This is a genomic window from Roseibium sp. RP-7 (genome assembly GCF_053005225.1).
This window is the reverse complement of record NZ_JBRKQA010000001.1, coordinates 1,095,698-1,108,790: the sequence shown is the minus strand read 5'-3', so window position 1 is coordinate 1,108,790 and position 13,093 is coordinate 1,095,698. Positions and strand designations below refer to the sequence as shown.

Genomic DNA, 13,093 nt, shown 5'->3' with positions numbered 1-13,093 from the left:
AAGGTCCATGGCCCTTGCCTTCCGGAATTGTAACGAGTTGTAACGCTGCGAAGTTGCCCGTCAGCCGATCTGGCCGCGATGACGCAGGAAATGGTCCGCCAGAACGCAAGCCATCATCGCTTCGCCGACCGGCACCGCGCGAATGCCGACGCAAGGGTCATGCCGGCCCTTCGTCATGACGTTGACCTCTTCACCCTTGCTGGTAATCGACTTGCGCTCGGTGAGGATCGAAGACGTCGGCTTGACCGCGAACCGGACAACCAAGGGATCGCCGTTGGAGATCCCGCCCAGAATACCGCCTGAATTGTTGCTCAGGAAGACGGGACGGCCGACATCATCAAGGCGGATCTCGTCTGCATTGTCTTCACCTGTCAGGCTTGCGGCATCGAACCCGTTGCCGACCTCGACCCCCTTGACCGCATTGATCGACATCATCGCAGCAGCAAGATCCGTGTCCAGCTTGCCGTAGATCGGCGCACCCCAACCGGCGGGGACACCTTCGGCAACGACTTCGATGACGGCACCGACGGAAGACCCGGCCTTGCGGATACCGTCCAGATAGTCCGCCCAGAATGCGGCGGCCTTTGCGTCCGGAGAAAAGAAGGCGTTGTTATCGACTTCCGCCCAGTCCCAGTTGGCCCGGTCGATCTTGTGCGGCCCAACCTGCACCAAAGCGCCGCGAACGGTTACGCCCTGCAACACCTTGCGTGCGACGGCCCCGGCGGCAACGCGCATGGCGGTTTCGCGCGCCGAGGACCGTCCACCGCCGCGATAGTCGCGGATGCCGTATTTCGCGTCATAGGTGAAATCGGCATGGCCGGGACGGAACCGGTCCTTGATCTCCGAATAGTCCTTGGAGCGCTGGTCGGTGTTTTCGACAAACAGTGAAATCGGCGTCCCGGTCGTTTTCTGGATACCGTCCTCGTCAACCATGACGCCGGACAGGATCTTCACTTCATCCGGCTCGCGCCGCTGCGTGGTGAAGCGGGACTGGCCCGGCTTGCGCTTGTTCATGAAGCCCTGAATATCGGTCTCCGTCAGGGGAATGAGCGGCGGGCAGCCGTCCACCACGCAACCGATAGCGGGACCGTGGCTTTCGCCCCAGGTGGTGACCCGGAAAAGATGACCAAAACTGTTATGCGACATGAACGGTGACCGAGGCTTGCAATTGAACTGTCAGGCGCCGAGCGATACGCCATCGCGCCCGCAAGCTCAAGCCCGCAGCCGGGAATACAGGTATTTTTGGCAAGTCCATTCGTCCACCACCCTTGTCAAAATTAAAGGCAAGTAGATATCGAATGGAAGCTGGCGTCCTTGGTACGCGTTTCACGATGTCTTGAATTAACGACCTAGGAAATCGCGCGAACCGTTCGCAAAAATTCGACCCTTGATTTGCTAATCCTTAAACCTCTACCGTTATTACACGTTGGGATCTAATAAACACCAAGAGGCAAAACGTTGCGGATCAGGGGCTGGCTGACTGGACTGATCGTATTTCTGCTGGCACCCAGCCTGCTCTTTGCCTCACTCTGGTTTCATAATAAATTCGAGAAGGTCAACTCGATCGACCACAGCCTGGCGGGGCTGCACCTGATCGAGGCACTCGGGCCGCTGATGCAGGAGAAAGCGCTCACCGGCACGATCAGGGAGACGCCGGTCCAACTGCGCGAACGCCTGGAAACACTCGGGGGAGATGAGCTTTCCGCCGACCTCGTTCAGCCGCTCGACACCTTCCTGAACGAAGGCAATATTCCGCTCGCACTTCGGCAGGCCCGTATCCTCGCCTCGATGATCTCCCAGGTCACCAGGCTGAGTTCGACTTCATCTTTCGAGACCGCAAAACTTCCGCATCTGATCACCGACACCATGCCGACCGTCGTGATCGAGTCCGCGATCATGGCAAGCAATGCAAAAAGCATTTCCAGCCGGGGCGAGATCAACGTCTGGGACAAGATGCTGATCCCCGTGCAGGGAGGCCAGTACAAGATTGCCGCCGACGGGGCGTCGCGGGACACGGTTGATTACTTTAACGACCTGACCGGTGAGCAAGCCGATCTCCTGCAAAAACAGGCGAGAGCCTTCCGGACAACGAACGTCGCCTTTCAGACCGCGGGCTCGAAACTGCTCTCTTCCACAATCACCGCCTCAAAGGGGGCGGATGTCATCGCCCAGCCCGTGGTGGAGATGCAGCCAGCCCTGGTCAGTGCCGCTTTCGACCTTTGGCAGTCCACCGTCGACTATCTCCTGATGGATCTGCAGAGGCAGCGATCCGAGACACTGTTTGCCGTAACACTTGCCGGTCTTGTCGGCGGACTGGTCATTGTTGCGGCCTTTGCAATCGCCATCGCCCTGTCGCGCGCACTTGCCGACAGGACGCAGCAGGAATTTGAAAATCTCGGATTTCATGATCCGCTGACCGGACTGCCGAACCGCCGCGCCCTTTTGAATACGATACGCAACCTGCCACCGGCAGAGCCGGGAACGCGCACGGGTGCGATCCTGATCGACCTGCGACAGTTCAAGAAGGTGAACGACCGGTTCGGGGACCACAACGGCGATTCACTTCTGCGCCAGGTGGCCGAACAGCTGACCCAGCACGCGGAACCGGAAGACTTCCTGTGCCGGACAGGCGGAACGGAGTTCCTGTTTCTGCGTCCGCGCCTCAAGAAGGCGGCGCAGTTCGAGCAACTGGCTTTCACACTTCTCCAGGAAATTGCGACCGACCGGATCATCGGCAACAACAGATCGGCGATCGAGGCGAATGCGGGCATTTTCATCAGCAGTCCGGGCGAGCAGGTCTTCGATCATTTGCTGACCGATGCGGCTCTTGCCCTGAGAGCTGCCAAGCAAAAGGGGCCGCGCAAGTTCGATCGCTTCACCCCGGCAATGCGCGCTGCCTTCGAGGAAAGCGACGAGATTGCCAAAGAGCTGCAGAATGCGCTCAAGAACGGCAATATCGTTGCCTGGTTCCAACCGCAGGTGAATATTCACACGGGCGAAGTTGTCGGCGCAGAAGCCCTCGCCCGGTGGATTGATGAAGACGAGATCCGGTATCCAGGCTCTTTCCTGCCCGCCGCAATGGAAGTCGGGTATCTGGAGGAGATCGAGGAGGCCGTGCGCAGCCGGGCGCTGAAGTTTGCCGCCAGCCTGAGCGGCAAGACGAGGCCAGCCATACATCTGGGCCTGAACGTGACCGCCAGTCTGCTGACAAGTGCCAAGGCGGTGGATGCGCTCCACAGGCAGGTGCTTGACCTGGGACTTCAGCCTGCAGATGTCAGCCTGGAAATCCTGGAAGCGGTGATGATCGACGAAATCACGGCTACCCCCATCAAGCAGAATATCGCCCGCCTGTCGGAACTGGGGTTCTTCATCGAACTGGACGACTTTGGAACCGGCCATTCAAGCATTTCGAGCCTGCGCGATCTGAAGGTTGACCGGGTCAAGATCGACAGGAGCTTCATTTCCGGCGTCGATGCCGATCCCGCCCTGCAGAAATTCACCAGTGCGCTGATCAATCTTGCCAAGAGCCTCGACATCAGTGTCCTTGCCGAAGGTGTGGAAACCGAAGCCGAGCGTGACTGGCTGAAACGCCACGGGTGCGACGTCATCCAGGGGTTCCTCATATCAAAGGCCGTTCCCGACAGCGACCTTGCGATGATGATCCTGAAACAGAATTTTGCACACCCGATACCCGCCCTGGAACGACACGGTCCCCTGCGCAGTCAGGCCTGACCGACCGCCTTCGGCACCATGTTCGCCTGCCGTTTCTTGAATTCGGCAGCTGCAAGAGAAAACCCGCCGTCAGCCCCGTCAACGAAATGGATATGCCGGCTTTTGCCGATATCCTCGACAAAGCAGGTCATCAGGGCGGACGTGGACACATGCAGCCCGAACACCAGATCCCCGGCGGCGTATCCAGCTTTCAGATAGTCTTCGACCCCTGCAAACTGCTCCGGTGTCAGATCCAGCACGAGCTGCAGGCTGTCGCCGACCTTGCGATGGTCAGTGTTGAGGCCAAGTTCGGGAAAGTATCGTTTCGGGTCAAAAGGGCCGATGCGCCAGCCCGTGTGATAGCTGATGACGAAGACCATCGCCTCCAGCAACGCCTTTGCCCATCCGCGGAAGTCTTTTCCCGGTGATCCCAGGCGCACCTCATGACGCGTGCCGGTTGGGGGAAAGCGAAAACGAAGACGCGTCTTGTCCGCCAGTCTCATCCGGCTGTCATCCCTCGAGGGATCATAGCCGAGTTTATCGGCCAGCCCCCGCAGGACATCCTGCATTGGAATACGTCCGGTCGGCTTGACGATCAGGGACACGATGTGTCCGTTTCGTGAAGGAAGCGGTTCCCATCTGCAGGAAAGCCCGTCGAGCGGCGGTAACGCGGCATCGGGGAGAGAGATCTCAAACGGCCGTGCTTTTTCCGGATCTTTCAGAATATTGTCCGCGACGGCCAGGCCCTCCCCCAGGATCATGGCCAGGTGATTGCCCGGGCTGAGCTGGTACTTGCGCACACGGACGTCGCCCCCAAGATCCCGCAGATGAGCGACCGGAATCGCAGCGGCGCGCAGCTCCAGTTCCATGACCTGGCGCGCCAGACCGACAACGCCGGCCAGCGCGTCGCTGGCTGCCTCGACATCGTGTTCGGACACGACCAGCATCGCGCCATCTCCGCCGAAGACAAACGGTACACGGTCGCTGCCGATCCGGTTCAACACCGCGGCGATCACCGCGGCGCCAACCATGTTGACTTCCTTGTACCGGCCTTGTGCGACCGCATCGCTGGAGCGGACTATGTCGGCAGCAAGAACGTACCAGTCGTCCGGCACCGGCCGGTAATCGGCCAGATCCCCGACCGTGCTGAAATCTGAAAAGCTTGGCAGTTCGCTATAAAATTCATTGGCGGACACGGCACCTGACCCGGATTGTCTCCAGGTTCCCTCGCAATCGCTGTAAACATATACGCCGCAGCTGCTTCGCCCGATCACCGTCACTGGACAAACCCGAGGCACGGATGGTCGGGGGTTCCTTTGCAGTGCCCAAGGTCACACGTAAAGCGGCCTTCACATGCGTACATTTCGAACAGCAAACGCTCATGGCCCGTTGTACCAGAGGAAACCGAAATGACGTATTCAAGAACCGCTTTCGATCAGGATCTACTGACACTTTCCTACAATCACTATGAGCTGAACGAACTGAGGCAGAACCCCTGGGACACCAACCGGACCCAATTTGAATCACCTGGCGATGCAAACAGCAAGATCAGCCTGTCACACATATCAAGACACACCGCGTGGGCCGTCTACGACAAAGTCGCCCGTTCCGGTGGCGAGATGTATGTCGGGAGACTGGCGCAGACCCAACAGCTTTACCGGCGCTTCAACCTGGAAGACCCGACGCATTTCAACCTGACCCCCGGTCTTCCAATCAATGTCCAGAAGCTTGCCCGCTGGTCGGTGTGCATCAACGACTGCTGGATCCTGGGGGCGATTCACACCCACAAGAAATTCTGTCTCGTTACCAAGATCCGCAATCCGGGTGAAATTTACGATTACGGACGCGGCTTCTTCATCGTGACAGGGCGTGAGCTTTATGGCCTGAGCAAGTTCGGCTACGAGCCGGAACGGGAATGGGGAAGCGTGATGACCTTTGTCTGCACCAACAAGCAGAAGGCCGACCGTGCGACGCTCACGAATTACGCCACCCTCATGGGACAAGCTGCCAATAGCGTTGTCGCCAAAGCGAAGATTTCTCTTTATGCCCAGGGTATCTACTGAGCCAATGGAGGAATGCCGCAGATCCTTGATTTGGCGGATTGGTTCCGGCTTATTCTATGGATTGATTAGCGATTTCCGCAGACAGAACTTTCCCGCATGCGGACCTGCAACAGCTTGTCGCAAACTACGACCGAACGCCGACGAAGGGGCTGTCAAACGATCTCGAAAGCGCCCTTACGCCAGACAAAGACCTTGTCCTGCGGCACATCCAGCTTGGGAACGGAAACCGTGTCCAGCCCTTCCAGCAAGCCGTGCAGAACGCGGAAGACACCGCCATGCGACACGACGACCGAAGGCCGATCAACGGTCACCAGCCAGCGCCCGATGCGCTCGGCCAACATCTTGTAGCTTTCGCCCTTGGGGGGAACGAAGCCCCACTTGTCGGCGCGGCGCTGCAGGATCAGATCCTGCTCTTCCTCTGCCAGTTCTTCCAGCGTGAAGCCTTCCCAGTCGCCGAAGGTGATCTCCTTGAGCTGGTCCTCAAGGCGGTAGGCCTCCACCGGAAGGTCCATGGACTGGCGTAGCAACTCCATTGTCGACCGTGTGCGGTGGAGCGGTGAGGATACGAAATCCAGACCGGCGGGATCGATCATCTCCTGCTCCAGAAACGCTTTGAGACGCTTGCCATTGCCGCTGGCCTGGCCGCGCCCCGTGTCGTTCAGCGGAATGTCCCTTTGCCCCTGCATGCGCCCTTGGAAGTTCCAGTCCGTCTGGCCATGGCGGACAAAGATCAGGAACTCCGGATCGTGCAGCTTGGGCAGCAGGTCGGATTTCGGGGCACTCAGCACAGATGTCATTTCAGTTTCCGGAATGCGGGATCACCCCTGGCGGGCGGGGCCGGACAATATGAAAATGGCCGGTGCGAAACCGGCCATTCGAAACGGTCAATCCTTGACGACGGAAATGTCCGGAGCGTCCACCGCCTTCATGCCGACAATGTTGTAGCCGCAGTCGACGTGCTGGATCTCGCCGGTAACACCACGGCCGAGGTCTGACACCAGGAACAACGCGCTGTCGCCGACTTCCTCGATCGTCACCGTGCGGCGCAGAGGCGAGTTGTATTCGTTCCACTTCAGAATGTAGCGGAAGTCGCCGATACCGGAGGCAGCCAGGGTCTTGATCGGCCCAGCGGAAATCGCGTTGACGCGAATGTTCTGCGGGCCGAGGTCCATCGCCAGATACTTTACGCTGGTTTCCAGCGCGGCCTTGGCAACGCCCATGACATTATAATGCGGCATAACCTTCTCGGCGCCGTAATAGGTCAGCGTCAGAATGGAGCCGCCGTCGGGCATCAGCTTCTCGGCGCGCTGGGTGACAGCCGTCAGCGAGTAGCAGGAAATGTCCATGGTGCGGGCGAAGTTATCGGAAGACGTATCGACGAAACGGCCGGTCAATTCGGATTTGTCGGAGAAGGCAACGGCATGGACGAGAAAATCGATCTTGCCCCATTTGTCTTCCAGCGTCTTGAAGACCGCATCGATGGAGGCGCCATCGGTCACGTCGCAATGGCCGACAACAATGGCGTTCAACTGGTCTGCCAGTGGCTCCACGCGCTTCTTCAACGCATCACCCTGGTAGGTCAGAGCCAGTTCAGCTCCCGCGTCGGCCAGTGCTTTGGCAATGCCCCAGGCAATTGACTTGTTGTTCGCCACACCCATGATCAGGCCGCGTTTGCCATTCATCAGTCCGCGCGTTTCCGCCATCGTCGTCTCCGAAAGAATTCCAATACCACCCCAGCGGGCTGGCTTCCTATGGCACAAGGGGTTTGTTCCTTCAAGAGACACGGTGACGGAATGAACCGTCGACGCCAGCGCTTTCAGACACTATGTTGGCGCCCGAATTTTACTGTTAAACTTCACGAGGACCCCGCTCATGGAGCGTACTGCCCATGCCGACCGCTTCGCCGAGATGATCGGCGCAGCCAACGTTCTGACAAGTCCGGACGACCAGGCTCCCTACCTCACCGAATGGCGCGACCTGTATCAGGGCGTCACTCCCATGGTGCTGCGCCCGGGCAGCACCGAAGAGGTGAGCGCCGTCATGACCTATGCGTATCAGAACGATCTCAAGGTCGTGCCGCAAGGCGGCAACACCGGCCTTGTCGGTGGCCAGATTCCGCAGGAAACCGGGGATGAAATCGTCCTTTCGCTGTCACGCCTCAACAAGGTTCGTGCGGTAGATCCGGCCGGCTTCACCATTACGGCCGAGGCCGGTGTGGTGCTGGAGACGCTTCAGAATGAAGCTGAAAACGTCGACAGGTTGTTCCCGCTTGCGCTCGGGGCGCAGGGCTCCTGCCAGATCGGCGGCAACATTTCCACGAACGCGGGCGGGACCGCCGTTCTGGCCTATGGCAACACGCGCGATCTGGTTCTGGGCCTCGAGGTGGTGCTGCCGACAGGGGAGATCTGGAACGGTCTCAGAACCCTGCGCAAGGACAATACCGGTTATGATTTGAAACAATTATTTATCGGTGGTGAAGGCACTCTGGGCATCATTACAGCCGCAGCGCTGAAACTTTTCCCCAGGCCCAAGAAGCTGGAGGCCGCTTTTGTCGGCCTGCCGGATCCGCACGCCGCCCTCAAGCTGTTCACCCTTGCCAAGGCTCAGGCCGGACCGGTTCTGACCGGCTTTGAAATCATGCCGCGCGTTGGCGTCGAATTCTGCCTGCGCCACCTGGAAGGTGCACGAGACCCGCTCGAGGGCGAACATGCCTGGTACGTGCTGATGGAGCTGTCCAGTGGTTCTGAAGCTTTTCCGGTGCGGGACCTGATGGAGAGCATTCTCGGCGAAGCATTTGAAGAAGGCCTGGTGGAAGACGCCGCCTTTGCCCAGAACCTGACCCAGGTTCAGGATTTCTGGCACATCCGCCACGGCATGTCGGAAGTGCAGAAGCCCGAGGGTGGCTCGATCAAGCATGACGTTTCCGTGCCGGTTGCCTCGATCCCGGACTTCCTGGACAAGGCCATGGCCGCGGTAGAGGACTTCGTGCCCGGATGCCGGCCTGTTCCGTTCGGTCATATCGGCGACGGCAACATCCACTTCAATGTCAGCCAGCCGGTGGGCGCCGACAAGGAACACTACCTGGCGAAATGGGATGAGATGAACACCATTGTTCATGGCATCGTCGGCGAGTTCGGCGGCAGCATCTCCGCAGAGCATGGCATCGGCCGCCTCAAGCGCGATCTCCTGAAGGACGTCAAGCAGGGGATTGAGCTGGATCTCATGAAGCGGATCAAGGACGCATTCGACCCCAAGGGACTGTTGAACCCGGGCCGCGTCCTCTAGGGCGCTTGGCCTGCTCTTGAGGGCAGACATTACGTCCGCACGTTTGAAAGCCGGTCATCCGCAGATTTCGACAAACAAGAAGTGCCGGTGCCAAAAGCGCCGGCATTTTTTTGCGCTGTCCGAACCTCTCAAGTCAAAGCGGCTTTGCCAGCGTGGCCTGCATTCCAAATCCGCTTCAATGAGGGATGTATTCTTAAAGCTTTATTCAGCACTCTTTGGTTGCATTATTGTGAGATTGCACGAAAAAGTATCTCATTTCTGAGCGCAAGACTTCCGCAAAAACCCTTTATTTCAGGCGACCCACCATGACGACAACCAAATGGACATGTTCCGTCGACAGCAATGGAACCGCAAATCTTTACTGCGAACTCACCGAAGACGGACAACAGCCCACGACCGAGAAGGTCAAATTAAAAGGGGTCTGCTATTCCCCGGCCCCGATCAACGGTTCCAACTCCTACGCCCCCGCCCTGGGTGACTGGTATTGGGACGACTTCGAAGCAGGCTCCACTTTCATTTCCAGCTGGTCACCCTTGCTGTCCCGCGACTTCCCCAATTTCAGGAACCTCCACAACAATGCACTGCGGGTCTACTGCATGCTGTCACGGCAACTGGAAGGCAACGGAACCTTCCCTTCCCCGTGGGACAAGGGTCACTATTTCACGCATAAGAATTTTCTGGACCTGGCCTGGGACAAGTCTGCTCCGCCAGAAGCAAAGATGCGCCGGTCCGTCCTGGTCGGCATCCCCTTGCCTGCCACGATGTTCTGGAAGACCCAATACGACCAGGCCTCACAGGTAGAGATCGACTACTGGACGAATGTCCTGCGGGAGACCGTCAGATCCGTAGCAGATCATCCGGCGGTGATGGGGTTCACCATTCAGAACGAACAGGACGGCGCCGACGTTTGCTACAACAATCCGGAATGGGCCACTTTCTGGTGGGGCCAGGTGGAGAAAATGGCTGCCATCGTCAAGGAAGAAGCTCCTGGCAAGCTGGCCGGCATGGCCACCCACGACGACCCGAACATTCCCCTAAAGGCGTCCTCCTACATGGAGAACTGCCCGAGCATCGACTTCTGGGGCGTCAACACCTACCAGACCGAGACCTTTGAAAGCATCTTCAAGGACTACGGCAGCCTGCCGCCAAAGGCGTTGAAACCCGTTCTCTTCACCGAGTGGGGCATGCCGGCAACCAGTCACCGGGACCCGAACAACCCCGGGACCATTTATGCCGACGATCAGACCTGCAGCAAGGCGGCGCAAGTTGCGCAGAAAATGCTGCCTCAGGCCTTTGCTCATCCGCTTTGTATCGGGCTTTACTACTTCGAATATTGCGATGAACTGTGGAACCAGCCTGAAGCCCCCAACATCTACACCTGGTGGGGCGGCCCGCCTGCGCCCGGTTTCCCCAACGGGTACTGGGACAACGACGGCTTTGGCCTCGTTTCGGTGCAACGGGGTCCCGGCCTGCCCAACGACGCGCCCATCTGGGCGAACACCGGCCCAAAGTTTCCAATAGATGTGCACACGAACAGAAACAATCTGTTCTCGACTGTTGCGAATGTTTTCAAGACGACAACTTGAGCTGACAAGCTGCGGAGCCGGCGCACCCCAAGCCGGTTTCGCCACGTCGGCGTAGCCGAACTTCGTGATTTACTGATCTCTACTTGGAAAGCGCCAGGTCTCAGCTATGTAAAAGCACCTAGTGCCGGGAAGGCATGCTCCGCCCGCAACAGCGTCAAGGGATCAATTGTCAAAACTGGCAGGTTGCCGAAGTTTCCTCGGTGCTGGGGATAAGGTTCGTTCGATCTGCCAAATACGAATGCCCCATCAACGTATGCATTGATACGGCCAGGATCCTGATCTGTCAGCAGTTTACGGGAACGGCAACCAGGCCCGGGTTCTGGTTTTGCCGGTCATAAAGCTCGTTTTCAGGCGTCCCATTTTCCCCAGCTTCCACCACCATACGGACCTGCCAGACCGGTTGGAGGGAATGGTAGCCGATTCAGTGACCATGTGACGGGTGAACCGGCGCGTACGCACCCCTGTCATAAACGACATGATCTTTCGATTTAAGCCGGCTTTTTCCTTGGCTAAACTTCTTAATTTGACAGCGTCCTTTTGAAAACTCGCAGAAAAAATCCTGAAAAGTTAAATTTTTCCTAAAATCGTCTTCAAGCTCACAGGCAGAGCGGAAACAGCAACAGGAGAACAACTGAGTCGGGACTTGCGGCATGTCCTGACGATGACGAAACGCAAGATTCGCTATGTAAAATTTACATGCGCAGTGCCCGTCATCTACAAAAATTACAATATGAAACGTCTATGACCTCATAAAAATAAGCTATTTGTAAATATGGTAAGCAAAAGGTTAATGGTGTTTCATAGGCGCTAATAAGCCATCCGGTCTGGAGACCCAAAATGGGCAAAAGACCTAACGAAAGAAACGGGCAGCGAGGCGGAACGTCGTTGCTCATAGACAGTGCACAGGGGGGGAGCGGTTCCAAACGGTCCCTCCAATGGAGGCCACAATGCAGGTTCAGAACTTAGCTGGTTCGGATCAATGGGATCGTGTGAAAAAGGAACTGAGAAACGAGCTCGGTGACGATGTATTTTCCAACTGGTTCGGCAGAGTAAAACACGAAGAAACCACGGGCGATGCAGTCCGCCTGTCGGTGCCCACCCGCTTCCTGAAAAACTGGATCCAGAACAACTACGAGAAGCAGCTCGTCGGCCTCTGGAAACGCGAGCAGGACGATATCAACCGCATCGAGCTGACCGTTCGCGGTGCTCTGCGTCCTCGTCAACTCAATGTCGGCCTTGCCCCCAAGGCGATCTCCGCCCGGCGGATCAGCGGCCGTCCCGGCCCCTTCAGCAGCACGCCTCAATTCGGCGCATCCCATGGCATGTCGGTCATTCCGTGCCTTGCGGACAGCAACGAGGATGCGGCGGCGGATTTCCTGAACGGTGCGTCTCTCAATCCGAAGCTGACCTTCGACACCTTTGCGGAAGGCGCCTCGAACAGCCTTGCCTGTGCCGCCGTGCGCCAGATGGCTGCCGGCCACCAGGGCACGCTGGACTTGCTTTATATCCATTCGTCCACCGGCATCGGCAAGACCCACCTGCTGCAGGCAGCGGCGGCCGAAGCTCGCAAGACAGGACGGCAGGTTGCCTATCTGTCGGCTGAATTCTTCATGTACCACCTGGTGCCTGCGCTCAGAACGCCGGCCTTCCCGGTGCTGCGCCAGGCAATGCGCTCCATCGACCTGCTCCTGGTTGACGATCTCCAGTTCCTGCATGGCAAGCAGGCTGCGGACGAGTTCAGCAAGACGCTGGAACTGCTCATGGAGTCGCCGACCCAGATCATCATGGCAGCCGACCGCTCGCCTGAAGACCTCGATACGCTTGGCGATACATTGCGCTACCGGATCCAGAAAGGTGAAGTTGTCGGCATCCAGTCAACCGATTATGCGCTGCGCCACGACATCCTGAAGAAGCGGATCACCGCGGCGCGTCGCACACATCCGGGCTTCTCCGTTCCCGAAGATGTAGCCGACTACATTGCCCGCTACGTGATCGCTTCGGCCCGCGACCTGGAAGGCGCTCTCAATCGCCTGTTCGCTCACAACCAGCTTACGAAACAGCCAGTGACGATGGACCTGGCGGAAAAGACCCTGCACGACCTGGTGCGGATCGGCGAGCCGCGCTCCATCAAGGTGGAAGAGATCCAGCAGGTGGTGTGCAAGCATTTCAGCGTTACCAAGGCGGATCTCCTGTCGTCGTGCCGGGCGCGCACATTGGTCCGTCCGCGCCAGATCGCGATGTATATCGCCAAGGTGATGACCGGACGCTCGCTGCCGGAAATCGGCCGGCGGTTCGGCAACCGTGATCACACCACCGTGCTGCATGCGGTCCGCAAGATCGAGGACATGGTGTCCAAGGACAAGGCCCTTGCACAGGAAGTCGAACTCCTGAAGCGGCTGGTCCACGCCTGATCTGTTTCCGGGGACACCCCTCCCTCGGAAAACCTGC

The 13,093-nt window shown here is 58.3% G+C and carries 9 protein-coding genes; 5 read left to right on the top strand and 4 right to left on the bottom strand.

The annotated features are described in order from the left end of the window. Positions 1–60: 60 nt before the first annotated feature. Positions 61–1,146, bottom strand: a complete 1,086-nt coding sequence (gene aroC / locus ACVDG9_RS05070) for a chorismate synthase (RefSeq protein ID WP_023001871.1) — start codon at positions 1,144–1,146, stop codon at positions 61–63. 312 nt (positions 1,147–1,458) lie between these two features. Here aroC and ACVDG9_RS05065 point away from each other — a divergent pair, with 312 nt between their 5' ends. Beyond that, the gene (locus ACVDG9_RS05065; RefSeq protein ID WP_447237411.1) at positions 1,459–3,732 is read left to right on the top strand and encodes a putative bifunctional diguanylate cyclase/phosphodiesterase; all 2,274 of its coding nucleotides are present in this window, start codon (positions 1,459–1,461) and stop codon (positions 3,730–3,732) included. On the opposite strand, the gene ACVDG9_RS05060 is transcribed toward ACVDG9_RS05065, so the two are convergent. Continuing rightward, positions 3,723–4,907, bottom strand: coding sequence for a DUF3095 domain-containing protein (locus tag ACVDG9_RS05060; protein ID WP_075283314.1), 1,185 nt, complete (start codon positions 4,905–4,907; stop codon positions 3,723–3,725). The genes ACVDG9_RS05065 and ACVDG9_RS05060 overlap by 10 nt on opposite strands. A 213-nt stretch (positions 4,908–5,120) precedes the next feature. On the opposite strand from ACVDG9_RS05060, the gene ACVDG9_RS05055 reads away from it, so the two are divergent. Next, positions 5,121–5,774, top strand: a complete 654-nt coding sequence (locus ACVDG9_RS05055; RefSeq protein ID WP_023001874.1) for a hypothetical protein — start codon at positions 5,121–5,123, stop codon at positions 5,772–5,774. Positions 5,775–5,926: 152 nt separating this feature from the next. On the opposite strand, the gene ACVDG9_RS05050 is transcribed toward ACVDG9_RS05055, so the two are convergent. Further along, positions 5,927–6,571: a histidine phosphatase family protein gene (locus ACVDG9_RS05050; protein ID WP_447237410.1), complete on the bottom strand. Its 645-nt coding sequence runs from the start codon at positions 6,569–6,571 to the stop codon at positions 5,927–5,929. 87 nt (positions 6,572–6,658) lie between these two features. Next, a complete protein-coding gene (gene fabI / locus ACVDG9_RS05045; RefSeq protein ID WP_023001876.1) occupies positions 6,659–7,477 on the bottom strand; it encodes an enoyl-ACP reductase FabI in 819 nt (272 codons plus the stop codon). A 169-nt stretch (positions 7,478–7,646) separates the two neighbouring features. On the opposite strand from fabI, the gene ACVDG9_RS05040 reads away from it, so the two are divergent. The 3 genes from ACVDG9_RS05040 (at position 7,647) to dnaA (ending at position 13,056) form a co-directional block, all read left to right on the top strand. After that, positions 7,647–9,059, top strand: coding sequence for an FAD-binding oxidoreductase (locus ACVDG9_RS05040; RefSeq protein WP_447237409.1), 1,413 nt, complete (start codon positions 7,647–7,649; stop codon positions 9,057–9,059). A gap of 305 nt (positions 9,060–9,364) precedes the next feature. Continuing rightward, complete coding sequence (locus ACVDG9_RS05035; protein WP_447237408.1) at positions 9,365–10,645, top strand: glycoside hydrolase family protein; 1,281 nt, start codon at positions 9,365–9,367, stop codon at positions 10,643–10,645. 947 nt (positions 10,646–11,592) lie between these two features. Then, positions 11,593–13,056: a chromosomal replication initiator protein DnaA gene (gene dnaA / locus ACVDG9_RS05030; protein ID WP_447237407.1), complete on the top strand. Its 1,464-nt coding sequence runs from the start codon at positions 11,593–11,595 to the stop codon at positions 13,054–13,056. The last annotated feature ends 37 nt before the right edge of the window (positions 13,057–13,093 follow it).